The organism is Symplocastrum torsivum, assembly GCF_059505465.1.
In genome coordinates this window covers 1-16,439 of record NZ_JCACKQ010000058.1, presented here as the reverse complement: position 1 = coordinate 16,439, position 16,439 = coordinate 1, and the positions used below count along the sequence as shown (strand labels likewise).

General features: G+C 48.1%; 9 protein-coding genes. 4 read left to right on the top strand and 5 right to left on the bottom strand.

Annotated elements, in window-relative coordinates; translation table 11 throughout:
* Positions 1-214 precede the first annotated feature (214 nt).
* From AC5JL3_RS18410 to AC5JL3_RS18390, 5 genes are all read right to left on the bottom strand, one after another.
* On the bottom strand, positions 215-1,423 hold the full coding sequence (locus AC5JL3_RS18410; RefSeq protein WP_496075862.1) for a HEAT repeat domain-containing protein: 1,209 nt from the start codon (positions 1,421-1,423) through the stop codon (positions 215-217).
* 344 nt (positions 1,424-1,767) lie between these two features.
* Complete coding sequence (locus AC5JL3_RS18405) at positions 1,768-7,725, bottom strand: type I polyketide synthase (RefSeq protein WP_496075861.1); 5,958 nt, start codon at positions 7,723-7,725, stop codon at positions 1,768-1,770.
* A 3-nt stretch (positions 7,726-7,728) separates the two neighbouring features.
* Positions 7,729-8,655 carry a hypothetical protein gene (locus tag AC5JL3_RS18400; protein ID WP_496075860.1) on the bottom strand — a complete coding sequence of 309 codons (927 nt, stop codon included), beginning with the start codon at positions 8,653-8,655 and terminating at the stop codon, positions 7,729-7,731.
* Positions 8,656-8,658: 3 nt separating this feature from the next.
* Positions 8,659-10,698, bottom strand: coding sequence for a CRTAC1 family protein (locus tag AC5JL3_RS18395; protein ID WP_496075859.1), 2,040 nt, complete (start codon positions 10,696-10,698; stop codon positions 8,659-8,661).
* Positions 10,695-11,651 (bottom strand): DUF1702 family protein, encoded by a 957-nt coding sequence (locus AC5JL3_RS18390; RefSeq protein ID WP_496075858.1) that lies wholly within the window; start codon positions 11,649-11,651, stop codon positions 10,695-10,697. Before AC5JL3_RS18390 ends, AC5JL3_RS18395 begins: the two co-directional genes overlap by 4 nt.
* Before the next feature lie 602 nt (positions 11,652-12,253).
* Between AC5JL3_RS18390 and AC5JL3_RS18385 the strand changes: the two genes are divergently transcribed.
* The 4 genes from AC5JL3_RS18385 to AC5JL3_RS18370 all read left to right on the top strand — a co-directional run.
* Positions 12,254-12,745, top strand: coding sequence for a recombinase family protein (locus AC5JL3_RS18385; RefSeq protein ID WP_496075883.1), 492 nt, complete (start codon positions 12,254-12,256; stop codon positions 12,743-12,745).
* 598 nt (positions 12,746-13,343) lie between these two features.
* Positions 13,344-14,231: a hypothetical protein gene (locus tag AC5JL3_RS18380; protein WP_496075857.1), complete on the top strand. Its 888-nt coding sequence runs from the start codon at positions 13,344-13,346 to the stop codon at positions 14,229-14,231.
* Between the two features lie 232 nt (positions 14,232-14,463).
* Positions 14,464-16,059, top strand: a complete 1,596-nt coding sequence (xisF, locus tag AC5JL3_RS18375) for a fdxN element excision recombinase XisF (RefSeq protein ID WP_496075856.1) — start codon at positions 14,464-14,466, stop codon at positions 16,057-16,059.
* Between the two features lie 20 nt (positions 16,060-16,079).
* Positions 16,080-16,439, top strand: a 360-nt coding sequence (locus AC5JL3_RS18370) for a transposase (protein WP_496075855.1), incomplete at its 3' end; no start/stop codon positions are given.

The window sequence follows — 16,439 nt, the reverse complement described above, 5'->3', positions numbered from 1 at the left end:
AGTATGGAATCAGCTAATCAACATTCTCTGTCAGACGTTGCTGAATGAAGAGATGATTCTAGCGGGGTACACTCCTAGCCAGACTTCTATACTCTTTCAAGCAGGGCATAGAAGTCTGTTGCGAGAACCTCGCCTACAATGTAATTCATTCCAAAGTTCAGCAACGCCCAAGATTGATATAAAGTTCTTGTTCCTCAATAATTTATACCTCTATTTAGCAACGTCCTCTGTAGAAGGGATCAAAAGGATCACCGTCTGCTAAATGATCTAAATCAAAATCGAGCTTTCCATCCACTGTTCCATGGCAAGGCTCAGTATTTACATCTAAATAGCCGTCACCATCAATATCAGATAACTTACCCTTGAATGTTCCAAAGAGTAAGGTGTTAGTCATGGTTCCAACTATAGGATGTGACAAGTTTGAAAGTTGAACCTCGCCAGGGCCTATGTTCATTTTATTTTCAAAAATTCGGTTCAAATCAACATACGCTACACCCATGTAGCGTCCTCTAACAGATTGGACTATCTTCCTACCCGGAAACTCTTTCAATTCTACTCTTAATGTTCGAGCTCTACGTTCAAGCCTTGCGACAACATCATTAAGGGGAGGAACTGATACATCTTCTACCTTTCCTGAAGGATAGAAAGTGTGACAAGCTTCGCATTGGTACTGGTGATCGCAAACGTTTGTTGATATTTCCTGGGTAAAACCATAAAACTTATAAATTTCAAGGTGATCTGTCCCATCTGGATGATAACCAGAAATCTTTTTCTCAATAACCAAATCTGTATTAAAGGTTTCCTCGCGAGTACATGCCATTACACGACCCATAATTGACTCGAACCATTGTGGTGATAAAGTAGCTTGAACAAAGCCCATAGTAGGAACAAGCACACGAGCATAGCCAGCTATCAATAGGGGTAAAGTTTGATCGAAGGGATTGCTTTCATCAATTTTTGCTTTTCTACTATCTGGCTCCCCTTCTCCTGTTCCGGTAATTTCTCTTAGTAAAAGATGAGCCCAATCTCTAACTTCAGGATGTTCATCTTTCAATGATTCACCAATAACCTCCTTACTTTGAATACCTCCAAACTTCTGAATTGCCCAGAGCGTACTCCATCGAATTGAAGGATCTGAATCTTGCCTTGCTACTTGTTTTAGTAAAGGTAAAGCACGAACTTTATTGCGATCAGCATACTCCCATACAGCTCTTTCCCTTTCCATAGAGAGGATGTGTTGAAAGGCAACATCCTTCAATTCATCATCGCTTCGCGTGTCAAATCTATTAATCCCTATTTTGGATGGGCGTGAAAATTCCAATCGTTCAGATGGATCCATTGACTCAAGTTCAGGATCTAAATCCGCATTAGCTGTCGCGAAAATATTCTCAGCAGTTTCTTGTTTTTTTGATTGCAGAAACATAGAAATCCTCCACCTTTGGAATTATCTTGGACTTATTACTTTTTAGCTTGTTTCATTTTAAGCCAATTAACTACTATTGGATATCGGTAAACCTAAAAAAATAAAAATTTTATTTGTATATTTTTGTGTAATTTTATTTATTTGATGTATTACCCAAAAAATTTCTAGCATAGCCGAATGTAACCACTAGGTTTTGCATCAATCTCAGTGTATTGAGTAAATTATGTATCCCATTATTCGCATGTAGTCAGAGTTTAGTAGACCAGTTTTTGGGAAACATTAATATACATAGTGTGTTCCATGTTAGGTAAAGTGTTTTTGCTATTCACTTTCCTCTCCTTTTCTCAAGCAGTTATGCTCACTGAGAAACCAAGACTTTCATCGATGTTACTTTCCTTGCTTATTAATACAGCTAGTGTTAGATCTTCCGTCCAACCCTGTACTGATACGATGGACGTTGCAATAATAAGCGCTCCCGATTTAAATAAAACCCACCGTTCTGCAACAGAACTTAAGAGAACCAATGGAACACTCTCCATTCTTCCTATTTTTTTCAAACATTCGTTGACAGCCCAAACTCGAGTAGCTGCTACATTGAAATCTTCTCCCTCTTGAGCAACATACTCTGCTAGTGAGAATCGAGTTGAACTAAGAAGGTTCTTCCACAAATCAATAGAGCGAGTTACTACTGGCTCAATATCACAGCTAAATAGTGCTGAACCAGTAACTACTAGCGTGACATCACGCGAATGTGCTAGTGACACAACACGATTACATATAACATCTGGTTTCCCATCAGAACGCCGCCAGATGGGTACACTTGAACCAATTGCTTGCTGAATCGCACGATCGCTCCTTACTCGACGTTCAACATTTGCATCCCTATCTACGACAACTGTTAAATCCGTTGTAGGAATTAGCTCTCGAATCCGGCGCTCCAGATAAGGGACTAAGAGCGGCTCTGGCCATACCCGTTCTGAAGCTGATTGATGAACAGCCTGCAATCGTAACCCTTCCCAAATCTCCAGCACAGTGCCATCTGCTCCAATCATTTCCAAGTCATAGATGAAGGTATCACCTACTTGCGATCGCTCTTTGGCATATACGAAGTGGACATTAGCTGACTGCACTGCACTCGAAATCAGCCGATCCACTCCAATTGGCAAAATGGTTGCATGAGGGATACAGGCTTGGAGCGCATGAATTGCAGCATCGCGAGTCGCTGGATCGCCTAGAACAAGATCTCTTGGTAAATAGCGGCTAAACCAATTAGTTTCGGTAGCCAGTGCAATCTCAGCCAGACACTCCGTCGCTCTCAGTTTCCGGTAACCATGCAGCCGTTGAAAACGTCCGCCATGAAAGAGAATTTCACCATAGAGGTCTTGTTCAGGATTGAGCGAAACATGAGGTTTATTATCCTTAATATCAGCAAAGTGCTTGGACTGCTCACCTATCCCTGATACTTGCTTGCCAACCCAACAAATAGCTCGGAAATGATCGACCTGAAAAGCCGTTTGCTCACTTCTCAGAACAACCTCAATCTGGTTCTTCCCTCGTACCAGTGCTGCCAAACGAATTTTCAAAGGAGCACTCTCAGAAACTACAACAGGACGATTGAACTGCACATCTTCAAAAATCGGCAACTCAGTAGTTTCTAACAACGCCATTGCTACCTGAGCCATTGCCTCAAGCCCCAGGACTGCTGGAAAAACTCGCTCGCCTTGAAATACATGATCGTTTAAATAGGGATCGTTGTTGACTGACAGCTCGACATCAACAACCAGTTCCACACCGGGGTAATAAACCCTTGGCTGCTCAAGAAATCGTAGGAACGGTAGCTCTGGCTGTTCCAACTTGAGCGTCGGTGCCTCTCCAAACCGCCCCGTTACAACTACAGAAGTCATTGGCAAAGGCTGTGCAATCAAACGCTGCAACATTGTGATGCCAATATCAGGTGTAATTGGTGTAATGCCCTGCTGCATCAGCACATCAACTCGACCGAGGCGATCGCCCATGCCAACACCCGACCAAATTGACCACTCTACATTCAGACACCGACAGTTCGGATGCTCTGTCTGAAAATGCTCAATTAGCTGAGCTAACCACTCATTTGCCAACGCATAATCCGCTTCTCCTGGTAAACCAGTACGGGCAATAATCGAACCAAAGGTAACCAAGAGCCGTAATTGCTCTGGATTCACTGCTGCCAGTACATTACGAATTCCCTGCACTTTGGGGGCTAGCGTTTTCAAGAAATCCGCTCGCTCAAGAGAACTTAGTAGCTGTGGCACATTCACCCCAGCACCATGCAGAATAGCTGCGATCGGTCCCAAAGATGCCTCAACTTTTTGAACTGCATCCCGAACTGCATCTGCATCAGTAACATCAGCCGCAACATACTGCACCTGGACACCCGCCGCCGCCATTCTCGCCAAGTTGGTGGAAAGTTCAGAATCTGTATCAGGGTGCGATCGCCCCAATAGTGCCAGCCGAACTCCTGTTTCTCGGGCTAAAGAGAGCGCACATTCGGCAGCAATTCCTTTGCCACCACCTGTCACTAACAAAACATCATCTGGTCTTAGTGAAGGTTCAATCAGTTCTTCTGGTAAGGGCAACAGACGCAGCGCTGCCTCTCGTCGCCTTCCAGAGGCATCATAATGCGCCTCAGAATATCCCACAGCCGCCCTAGCTTCTGCCAAAATCCATTCCACAGCTTGTGGATGATCCACTGGTACATTGACAACGCAAGTCGTCACCTGCGGTGCTTCTAGATAAAGGGTTCGAGCAAATGCGGCTCCACCTCCACCCTGTTGCACCAGCACAAACCGAGCATTCTCTCGCTCTGCTAATACTGCGCGAACTCCCTCTAATAACAGCTCAATGTGAGGCATCTCCTGTAAAGACGCTGTACCAATCTCAAGTTCAGCAGGAAGACACACGACAACGCCATGACCCTCACAGTGCTTGAATGCCTCCTGCAACAGTTCTGCTAAAGGATGATCGGGGGTTGCGATCGCTCGCCAAGACCCTTGCGAACCAGCAAAACTCTGACGACGAGGTAGAGAACGCTCAACCAGTTCAACGGTAAACGTGCGTACCCATGAATCCACCCCCAACGGTAGTCTCTCTTCAATATTGTCTGCCCGCGAACCACCAATTCGTAAGAGTTCCTCTAATGCCTGAGCCGCCTCAGCAACCGTTGCATTGGCGTAATCGGTCGGAGCAACAGGTGGTGCTAAATTGAGCGATCGAGCAGCTTCCACCACAACTTGGCTAACGGTAATTGAATTGAGATGAAGATCGCCCAACAAACGATGATGATCTTCGACAGCAGAAACAGGAAGTTCTGCCCGTTGAGCAACTAACTGGCGAACTAGCTCTAAGGGTGATTTATCAAGGTGGGAATTATCTACTAAATCTTCAACCTCTGATAAAGAATATTGAGCCGCAGGGGAAATATTTTTGAGTTGCAATCCATTTTTTAAAGCGCTAGAGTTCGCTTCTTCCATCCGATCAGGATTGGGCAACGATTTAATATCAAGCTTTAGCGCTGCTGGCTCGGACTCCTCTGGGAATTTTGGTGCTAACTCACAGGGATTCACAAAGAATCGGGGATGCCAGTTCAGATCGAACGGTCGTGTAAATCGGTCAGCAAATAATGCTCTGTGATGAACTGGTGCTCCAAGTACAAACGCTGCTCCAATTGCCTGTAGCAATCCTTTTAGGGAAGCACTGCTGGCATCTAGGGCGACAACTGGAACGTTCGCGAATTCAGCAGCCAGTCCACTTAGAACTCGACCCGGTCCAACTTCAAGGAAGAGATCGACTTCTTCCGCTGCCTTCGTTACGGCGTCAATAAACCTGACTGGAGCAGTAACTTGGCGACAAAGGAGCGATCGCAGATCTTCACGATCTGCAATTGGAGACCCCGTGACAGTAGAGATAACAGTACGTTGCAAAGGTTGGAACGCTTCACCAGCAAGATGTTCCGCCAGTGGCTGTGCGGCGGCGGCGACTAACGGGGAGTGAAAGGCATGGGAGACGGGTAAGTTCACCGTCTTGAAGCCCCGAGCAGCAGCCCTAGCAACAACAGCAGCCACTCCCTCAGTTTGTCCAGAAATAACAGTCTGATGGGGTGAGTTCAGTCCCGCGATGACAACTACTTCGCCATTGAGTAATCCTGCCACCTCAGGCTCCGGGGCTTGGATACTAGCCATCGCACCCGTTGGATGCCCCAGTTCCGTCATTGCCTTTGCCCGAACAGTAGCCACTCGTAGCAATGCCGCCTCATCCAGAACACCAGCCCAGTGGAGGGCACTCAGTTCACCTAAGCTGTGTCCAACAGCGAGGCTTGCTGTAACGCCGAGCTTATCCAACACGCGCAACGCTGCCATTGAAGCTGTGACGATTGCCGGTTGCGCCACTACAGTTGCTTTGCTGTCACTCACTGTAGGGAAAGTTGCTCGCTCATACAGTTCTCGCACCAACTCAAAACGGCGGCACCACGCTCCCCCACTGATATGTACGGGTGAACCTTGTCCGGGGAAGAGGAAACCGATACGCGGCGCAGGTATACAGTCTCCAAGAAACACGCCTTTTCGACTGTCTAGCTGAGTTGTTACTCCATCTACAAGCCATGACCTCAGTAGTTCCAAGCAGCTTGTTAACTCCCTTGGACTGCTTGCCACGAGCGCTGCCCGTACAGGCACGGAACTTTTCGGGGTTCTTTCCAACTGGGCAGCCAGGTCAATCACCTCTGCCCTAGACAATCTGGGAGCTAGCGTCAGCAGATGTTCCACCTGCCGCCGCAGTTCGTCTCTATCCTGGGCACCGAGCAGAAGTAACTCAGCATCCTGGGCTGAAGTCAGCAGAACACGCTCTTGGGAACTGAGGGTCTGGCGTCGCTCAGCAGCAATCCCTTCCAGTACGACATGCGTGTTGATTCCCCCAAATCCCATAGCGCTGGCACCAGCACGAAGTGGCAAGTCAGCTGGCCAACTCTGACCTTCGCTCAGCACTCGCAGGGCAGGTTTTTCACTGGTCAATTCTGGGTGGGGCTGTTCGCAACCCGTCGTCGGTGGCAAGATTTGAGTGTAGAGAGCCATCGTCGCCTTAATCAGCCCAGCCACTCCAGCCGCTGCTTTGGTATGACCGATATTCGCTTTGATAGAGCCGATGACGGCGGGGGGGGCTACCGATGCTACTTCCCGACGAGCGCGAGATAGGGCTTGAAGTTCGGTGGTATCGCCAACGCTGGTGCCAGTGCCGTGTCCTTCAAAGTAACTAACGGTTTCAATACTGAAACCAGCCCGACGATAGGCATGGTGCAACGCTAAGAGTTGACCTTCAACTTCAGGGCGGGTAATCCCACCACTGCCATCCGATGAGATGCCCCAACCGCGAAGGGTTGCATAAATGCGGTGCTGCTGGGCTACGGCATCCTCATATCGCATTAACACCACAAATCCACAGCCCTCACCTGGCCAGAAGCCAGCCGAACGAGCGTCATAGACTCGCATCTCTTCAGATGCCAGTGCACCTGCTTTGGCAAACCCTACCAGCTCAAATGGGTCTAGGCTCAAATCCACGCCGCCCGCCAAGGCTACATCAAGATCTCCTGCAACAAGCGCGTTCGCCGCATTGGCAACAGCTAAAAGTGAAGAGCTACAGGCACCGTCAAGGGTATAGCCGCCTCCCTTAAGATTGAAATGATTGCAGATACGTCCGGCAATGGTGTTGGACAAGTTACCGGCAAGGGTTTCTTCGCCAATTGGAGAGAAGGGGGCTTTGTATTGTGCTTCTAGATTTTTTAGGAATGTAAGAGTATGCTCTGGCGACCAGCCTTCTTGCATCAGTGAAGCTTCGACGACTCGACGCACATAGGGCCAACGCAGCCGCATCGTATTCACTCTGGAGAATTCTCCAGTCAGTGTGTTGCCCAGCAAAACTCCAGTCGCATCACGGGGTAGGTTTTCCCCCTCAGAAAATCCCGCATCCGCCAAAGCTTGGGCAGCAACATCTAACGCCAGCCAGTGAACCCAGTCAGCGGAGCGAAACGTGCTGCCAGCGACTCGGAAACTAACGCGGTCGAACTCGTAGCCCTCAATGAGTGCTGCTTCAGCAGAGTAGGTGCAATCAGGAATACTTCGGTCAGCAGATAGATAGTCTGCCAAATTGAGGCGTTCCGCTGGTAGTTGCCTGAACGCCCGACGCTGGGCGAGTGCGTTTTCCCACAGCTCAATGGGTGAGCGAGCATCTGGATAGCAGCAAGCCATGCCAACAATAGCGATCGCAGGTATCATCGCTCACACTTCCCCGACTACTGTGGATGCTGGCACCAGAACCTTCGTGCGTGCCATGTTGGTAGCCAATGCTTGGGCATAAAAAACCAGTCCCCGCAAGGTGCAGACTAGTGTGAGAGCGAAGAAAAACCCAAATACGATGTGGCTGACCATCAGTAACCCATAAACCGCTGCAACTGACGCTCCAAATATCACTTGGTTTAGCGGTTTACTGGGCGTTGTGCCTGGATCTGTCACCATATAAAAGGTGAACAAGAGAAATGCCACACCCGTCATTGGCACGAATCCAGCAACGATTGGCATCCCAAACACTAAGCTTCTTAATAAGGCTTGTACAGCGAATCCGCCTAACCAAGCGGCTATAAGGGGAAGTCGATGGGTGAAGCGAGCGTTCAAGAAGGTTCCAGAAACGATCAGCAGTCCGGGCAGAATCCAATCGCCTATACCGCTGAGATTTTCAGTGAATTGATAAGGGGGAGCAATACCCACCCAGGGAAAGAGCAGGAGAGTAATCGTGATGCCCAAGTTAGAAGGGTTCAAGAAGTGCCGCGTGCTATTGCCAACTGGCGCACGAACGATCGCTTTCGAGCCGATGGCGACGGCAGTGGCAAAAGCGATTAGTAACAGACGATCATTCGCGTAAAGCAGCATAGCGATCGCCAAACCTGTAATGTGGGCGGATAGCAGGAAGTCAACAAGCTGCCCGAAACTACCGACGAAGCCAGGTGTACGTTGATTAACCCAAGCGTCAACCCATTCAAGTAGTATCTCCAGGCTGTAGGCAGTAACCAGAGCAACTAAAGGCTGCGCCCAGGATTGCTCAAAGCCCAAGATGGTGTGTCCCAAAATGTTCAAGAGACTAATCGCTACAGCGAAGCGTCGCAACCCTGCAAGGCGGTTCGTTCTATCCCAGTTGCTATCTATGACCATCAATCACACCTGTCCTTTTGCTGAAGATGTTCTCGGCTCTGTTGCTAGGCTGGAGCCAACAGCGTTTGTGTCAAGCAGCACCGTGTGCCAACCCGGCGTTAATTGCAACGTTTCCTGATGCACCTGACCTTCCAAATCTCGCCAATGCAGCTCAACTGGCATCTGAATATCGCGCTCAAGCTGACCTAGCCCGAAGTGGAGGTCAGGACTGCGGGCTCCGGAATGACCGTTGCCGCCATCCACCTGGGCTACCAGTCGTCGCCCATCTGGAAGGTAGACCGTTGCCGTAGCTCCAATCGCAGGTCGTCCTAGTGTCTCAGTCCCCGGATGACCAGGACGAAAACTAGTTCCTGACAACTGTTGTGAGTGAAGTGGCAGCAGCAGATGGAGTCCTAAAAAGGTGCCAGCCTGGGGACTCTCATTGCGATACAAATAGGAAGGCTCCCACTGGTTCGCTACGGCGAAATCTAAATCGCCATCACCATCTACGTCAGCTGTGGCAATCCCACGAGTAACTTGGGGTTTGTCAAGCCCCAGTTCCTTGGCAAGGTCGTAATACCGTCCATTAGAGGCACGCACAAAAAACGGGTTATGCTGATGGCCGCTCAAGTCGTCACCGGGTTGGAAACGCGGCCAGACACCTGGTAGCTTCAGAAGTTCATCATTGCCCATCGCCAGTTCGTGTAACTCTGGCCAGCGGTTGACAGTGCCTTTGGCGAAGCCTGTTGCCTGTAGCGCCTCAAGACCTCCGTCGTTATCAAAATCACCAAACTTTGTTTCCCAACCCCATCCACTTCGGGATAAGCCCAAGGGTTCGCTGCGATCGATATAGGGGGCAACACCTTTACTCATGCGATCGAGTTCGCCTGTGCTGACAAAGAGAAAGTGACTTTCTTCTAGGGCGTATTCAGCAGCAATGTTACTCACATAAATGTCGAGCAATCCATCCTCGTTTACGTCCCCGAAGTCCACCCCCATGCCTTTGAATCCATCATGACCCAGCACTTTGGAATTGGGGGTAGTCAGTGTTTTCTTACCTTCTAGAAGCGCAAACTGGAGTTCCCCTGGTTTTGAGCGATTGTGCAGTAGTCGGTCGGGTCCAAAATCATTAGCAAAATAGATTTCAGGGAGGAGGTCGCCGTCAAGATCCGCCGTTCCCACAGCTAGCGTCCAACCGCGAGCAACAGACTCGTCTAAAACCCCCTTAGCCTCTTGGAACCGCACTGTCGGTTCTGCCCCTATCGTTGCCCCTGCCCACAGCATCAGCCGATTATGCCCACCGTTGTAGGCTCGGGTCATCGAATGCTGCATGGACTCTACGCCAGTGGCATTAACGTTGAGAATTTCAGCATCATCCTGAAAGTAGTTGCCGACAATTAAGTCAGGGTGTCCGTCACCATCCAAGTCTGCAAACGTAGCGGCATTGGTGTACCATCGCTGTTGCTTTGGTACTATCTCTCGCTGTACATAAATGTTGCTGTTGAGAGTAGAAACATCTCGGCTGGTTGTCTCTACCGTGTTTGCTTCTGCCTGAGCATGGAGAAAGGCAATGGGGGTGCGTCCCCAATAGTAGACAAGGATGTCCATCAGCCCATCTTCATTTAAGTCTCCAGGCAGGCAACCCATTGGTGCCATTGTGGCTGGATTGTAGGAGAGAGCAGTTGGCTCTAGCTTGAAGGGTTGATAACGGTTAGTCGTTCCCGGCACCGACGCTACAATGACTCGATCGGTTCGTGTGTCTACATAGCAAACATCGTTGGATAATCCATCTCCGTCGAGATCGTTCAGCGCTACGGAGGCACCGACGGAGGAAATCCAGGCTGAGTGACGCTCCAGACTTGGGTGAACCGCTCGCACAAATCGGGGCGATTGTCCCTTTAACTCAGGCAACGGCAAGCTTGAGAAGTCAAAGCGGTCTGCGATCGCAGCTTGTTCGGTAGCCGACAAGGCGGGAAGGCGGGTAAACCCGAATAACCCTAAAATTACAGCGATCGCTAGCAGCCGCTTGACATGCTGCTGGATGAAACCTGCCAAGATACTCATGCTTTGACCCCCTCAGCTAAGAATTGATTCTGAATGCGCTGACGCCAGAGTTCGTAGGTCGGCAAAGCTCCGTTAGTCGGTAGCTCCTTCAGAGCCATGTCTGTAATCTCAGCGGCTGCTTCAGCCGACATTCCGCACAGAACCTGGCACGCCAACTCGGTGTGAACAGCTGGGTTGCCAGCCCTAGACCGTGCCTTCGCAGCAAACGCCGCTCCTTGAGCTAGCTGAGGCAAGTAAGACTTAGCGGCTGTCCGCAAAGCGTCTATGTCTGAACGCTCCACACCACCGGCATAAGCACAGGCGAGACCGATGCCACTCCAAAGGTCAGCCTGACGCGATGGGCAAAAAGCGGCGATCGTAACCGGGATGTGATTGACATCAGCACCGTTGACAAACCACAGACTGCGCCCCAACCCTTGGTCAAAGACACGGCGGGCGTAATCAGAAACTCCTGTGGGGATAGCCTGCTGCTCCACATAGCGTGAAGCGTGGAAATACCCCTCGTGGAAGCCATAGCCATCAACTGATAACCAACCCAGTAAGGAGTCCAGTTTTGCTAAAGATGGCTCGATGCGCTGACGCATCCGTGCCAGCATCCAACCCACACCCACATGTACCATGTAGGCATGAGCAGCCCCAGCGTCTGCCAAGAAAACCTGCACCCGATTCCGATTCCAGGGTGTTAGGTAATCCAACAGGGCAAGACCCATTGCTGCTCCCTCGAAGGCAAATCCACGTAGTTCAGGAGCAACTGCATTTAGCTCAGTGATAAGGGCTTGAGGCTCATCGTTTTCGATGGCTGCTGCATGATAGCCATATAAAAAGGTGTAACCAATCTGCTCTAGGCGCTGCTGCGCTTCGACATTATTTCTCCGAAACCCTCGTCGAGCAAAGGTTGCTTCTTCGAGAGATATGCCAAAAGCTAGCTGGCGCAGCCGTTTTAGAGAAACCATTCTTTACTTCCCTTTGGCAATTAAGCACAGATACATTGCAAAGCTGTTGTTACTCAAAAGTGGCTTTCCCTAATTGATTTATTTAATAACTATCAGGAACCAATACCCAAAATAGGGTGTAGCCATAGCTACAGCTTTGCCGCAAGTCTAAAACATAAAACTTTTGTAGCTTATAAAATTTATCTCCAAATTAAGTAACTTTAAAGGCATCCTAAATTCAGCTTTATCCTAAGAAGTTAGCTTTTTCTATAAGGCTAAAATAGCTTTTTTAAGCTAACGCACTTTCTCGTTGCACTTTTTGTAGCCCAAATCCCTTACAGCAAGGAATTCAGTTAGAAAAGTGAATAACTGTTTGCTTAACTCTTAGGAAAGGTAGAGTTTTTTGGCAAAAGAGCTTGAATTGATTAAATCTACACTGCGCTATATGGAGAACTAGAAAAAATTCCATTTTTTTTAATAACTTCTATGCCCGGAAAAAATCTTAGTAGATACTATCGGGAAAAATTAAAAATTGTGATATTTTTGTCGAAATGTTAAGTGAATATATATGAATAATCTTGTTCGCGTGCCCCCCAATTTTTTTAATCATCCCTTGACAAGTTATTTCATTCTTTAGGTACAGGACAAACTCATATACAGACAAGGTGAGTGGAGCTCTCGCATCGCGCCCTGGGCTTGATAAAGCACTGGAACAACTCCGCCCAGGTGACACACTGGTCGTATGGCGACTCGACCGTTTGGGACGTTCCCTCAAGCATTTAATAGAGGTAGTGGAAGACCTTAACGCTCAAGGGATTGGGTTCGCCAGTCTGACCGAGAGCATTGACACTACCACCAGCAACGGAAAGTTAATCTTTCACATCTTCTGTTCTCTGGCGGAATTTGAGCGCAACATCATCCGCGAGAGAACAATGGCTGGATTAGCAGCGGCTAGAGCTAGGGGGAAGAAGGGCGGTAGAAAGCAGACTGTCACCCAGAAGAAGATTGCAACAGCCCAGAAGCTAGCAGACACTTCGACCGACTCCATCGCCGACATCTGCGCGTCTCTAGGAATCAGCCGCAGCACCTACTATCGACGCACTCGCCCCCAATAGGGAGCCAATCGATGTAGACTAATGTCCACTCACAAGCGGACGCGGATACATCCCAACTTGCAGTCATTCACCTCAATGTCTTCGTCAGCTTCCCCCTAGGTTTAAGGGTCATTAAGTTTGAACTTGTCGCCGTGTTTGCGCGGTCGTCCTTTCCCAGATGCTGATAAGCCGCTTGAGGAATTGCTCCATCGTCTGTCAAGTTCCATGTTGGCTTCGGAGAGTTGGTGGTACTTCTCTCAACTTCTGCCAGAGTTGAGCAGTTAGTGCAAGCCACTGGCTGCTCTTTACCACCCACTTCACGCTAGACTATTCACTCTCTCAACCCCTGTCACAGCTTGCCTACTTGAAGAGCGCCTATTCATACGCTTGCGCTCACGAGAGCGCTGCTGAGTAGAGCGCCTTAGTCTGAAGTACAGAAACTAACTTCGACAAAAAATCCACTTGCCCTTTCAATTTGGTAGAAGTTATTAGTCCTCAAGCGATTAAAATTATGCCAAATAGAATTATTAGACCCAATGAGTTTTTTAATCTAGACTGCTTTAGGCTAGATAGAATTCGTTATATCTCTAACGAGAAGAATTATCTCTTAATAAAAAGCATGCCTGCAACAATGGAGGTATGTGTGCGCTGGGGCAGGCAAGAGATCGCTCATGACGAAGCACTGGGTTTTGAACGAGTGCTCACTCCTACGGTTTTCCCTTACTTAGAAGACACGCCTCAAGCTCGCGAATATTACTTGCTAGCCCAACGTATTAAAGATGTTGCTTTATTCAATTTCTCTCCCCAGAATGATGATCAGGCGGGTGTGATGCGAAACGAGCAGCACTATTGGCAATGCAAATCCATTTTGCTGGCTAACAAAATCTTGAAAGTGTTTCCTGACCACACTCAACTAGAGGATCTTGTCCAACAACTCTTATCGGAGAGGTCATTCAAAAGGCTTCAAATCGACGTAGCGGCTTACTTAAGCCTTTATTACCTTCTTAAAGCCGGAGAATCTGAGATTAAAGATTGGGCAAAACCAAAAGGCATTGACTATCCCTTTAAGGATTTTCTACAACTCTTCATTCACATCCTCAAAACGAACTTTGACTACTCTTATCAAAACGTAGTTTCCGACCCAAATCCCCTTTGGTTTTCTAAGAGGGCTGAAAAAGACCGCCTTCGGAGATGGATAAAGTTCTTTGCCGATCACTATAGCGACGATGAACAAGAGGAACAAAAGTATATCAATTTTTTGATGGATACGGGTTGGGAAGGTTATTCGCTCCTAGTACTAAAAAACCTGAAAAGAATTAAGCCATTCGGTCAACTTTGGAATATTTATTTGAAATTTCAAAGAGCAAGAATCAAAGCGATTGATGATGTTCTTTACTGGAAAGACAATATTCCTTATCAAACCACACAGACTTGTCAGAAACTGCCGATCAAATCTATCAGATCTCCCACAGGCGCGTCAACGTTTGATTTCGTTTATAAGACTTAACTGAATTCAAAAGCAACTTACTTTTTTGTTTTGGTATCTGACTACCCGACTCAAAATGGTTTAGCTCTCATCAACAATCTGCCCTGACTTACCCATCTAGATAGAACGGCTAGAAACCTCTTTCCCTGGTTAATTCCAAGGCTAATTTTGTGCATCACCAAGACCTGATGGTGATGCACAAAACTCGCTGGTCTTTTTTCAACAACTACCCAACTTTTGAGGTTAATAAATCATGAAACAACGCCCACCACTACACAAATTACTTACAACGCCACCAGAGCCGCCCACAAGTACTAGCCCGAAACTAGTTCTGGGTTATGTACGAGTTTCTTCTCGTGAACAAGCCCTTAATTCTCATGCCCTTGAACAGCAAATCGCACGCTTGGAAAATGCGGGAGTTGATTTGGTTATTTGTGATGTTCAAAGTGGCAAAAAAGATAATCGCCCTGGGCTAAAGAGACTGTTAGCCATGATTGAAAGGGGTGAGGTTTCTGAAGTTGTCATCACCCGCATCGACCGTTTAGGCAGACGTATCCCAATCATCCGTAAGTGTGTGGATGTCTTCCAAAAATACGAGGTCAATCTGCGAGTGTTGGATCAAGATATCACTTTAGGTAATGCTGGGGGTCGGCTCATGCTGAATCTCTTGGCGAGTTTTGCTGAGATGGAGGTGGATCAACTCTCGGAGCGGGTGAACCACGGCATTCAGCACCGACGCAACAAGAAGCTCGCTTGTTCTTGTATCCCTTTTGCTTACACTACGGTTAACGAACGCTATGCTCTTGATCGTACTCCGTTTCTTTGTCTCCTATCCGAGCGCCCGGCTAACTACCAAGACTTTTACCAATTAGAGATGGAACCGTTACCAGGACTGTCTCCAGCACAACTGGGAGAGGACTGTATACGCATTTTTTTTGAAACTCAAAGCGTTAGTAAAGCGGTTCGGAGCCTTACGAATAAGTATGGTCTCCAGCGCTGTCGAAGTAAGAGGAACGGTAATGACAAAATCTTCTACTGGAACCCACATGGTCTAAAACGTTGGTTAACGAATCCGGTTCTACAGGGACATACGGCTTACCTGAAGCGACGGACGTTACCCGATGGGAGACGGCAAACTTTGCCGCCGGAACAGTGGCAGATTGTGCAAGATACCCATCCCAATGACCGCTTACTTACGCCGGAGCAGGCAGCGCAGATTCATCAAATCCTTGAGTTCAATGCCCGTCATGTTGGTGGAGGCTTCTTCACTGATGATTTAGAGAGTCTTGATAATTACCGAGAGTTTTCCTATCTCCGGGGTTTAGTCTTTTGTGCTGAATGCCACGCCAAAGCGATTACCAAGACTAGGTACTCCAAGGATGGACAGCAAACCTACCACTACTTCGCCTGCCGCCATGCACGCCAAGGATGTAACAACTTGAAGGGTACTCGTAAACACCTAATTGAGGATGAACTGAGCAAGTACTTTTTGCAGCAGTCTCAGGTCGTTGTTGTTGAGCCAAATGATACGTCCCTTGTAGTTCCTAAGCCTACAGAGAAACTCAAGCAACTGGAGGCGGATTTAGCCAACTTGGAAAAGATACAGATGCACTCGGACGACTTAGAGCGAATAAAGGAAAATCTCCGCCAACAAATTCAGGACGAGCTAAATCCCTTCTCCCAGCGCTCTTTGGAGCGTAAGACGGTTCAAGAAATTCTTCAAGCTGGAAATAATTTAGCGATTTGGACTCTGCTTAGTGCTGATGAACGGATGGCGGTGATTCCCCGGTTGGTCGAGCGCGTTACGGTCGCTAACGGACTTGTTAAATCCATTGAGCTAAAAGTTTAGGTCTTTGCAAGGAGCATCCCATGACTAAATGTAATTTCGAGCTGATCAAGCTGCGGACTGAAGTGGCTCTTCAGCAAGTGCTGGTTGAACATGGGCATCAACCCAGGGTGTACGGTCGTGAATGTCCTTTTTGTCACTCGACTGATTTTGTCAAGTGCGGTATGGAAAACGGCAAACAGCGCTACCTTTGCTGTTCTTGCAAGCGACGCTTCAATGAACGTCCTGTGTTTGAGTGTGATTGTTTGGCGGTCGGGCAATCTCCCAAGTGTCAGGATTGCCCACAGTTCCAGTCTATTATGCAAGCGGCTAAGCAACGGGTGAAGGAATTAGCTGATTGGAGTGTTGAACAACTGCAAGGTGTCTTGCCACAACCTCCTCAA

What these genes read in the sequence shown, in the direction of transcription:
- AC5JL3_RS18405 (WP_496075861.1), bottom strand. Translation starts at nt 7,725, where the DNA reads ATGATACCTGCGATCGCTATTGTTGGCATGGCTTGCTGCTATCCAGAT.
- AC5JL3_RS18410 (WP_496075862.1), bottom strand. Translation starts at nt 1,423, where the DNA reads ATGTTTCTGCAATCAAAAAAACAAGAAACTGCTGAGAATATTTTCGCG.
- AC5JL3_RS18400 (WP_496075860.1), bottom strand. Translation starts at nt 8,655, where the DNA reads ATGGTCATAGATAGCAACTGGGATAGAACGAACCGCCTTGCAGGGTTG.
- xisF (WP_496075856.1), top strand. Translation starts at nt 14,464, where the DNA reads ATGAAACAACGCCCACCACTACACAAATTACTTACAACGCCACCAGAG.
- AC5JL3_RS18390 (WP_496075858.1), bottom strand. Translation starts at nt 11,651, where the DNA reads ATGGTTTCTCTAAAACGGCTGCGCCAGCTAGCTTTTGGCATATCTCTC.
- AC5JL3_RS18395 (WP_496075859.1), bottom strand. Translation starts at nt 10,698, where the DNA reads ATGAGTATCTTGGCAGGTTTCATCCAGCAGCATGTCAAGCGGCTGCTA.
- AC5JL3_RS18380 (WP_496075857.1), top strand. Translation starts at nt 13,344, where the DNA reads ATGCCTGCAACAATGGAGGTATGTGTGCGCTGGGGCAGGCAAGAGATC.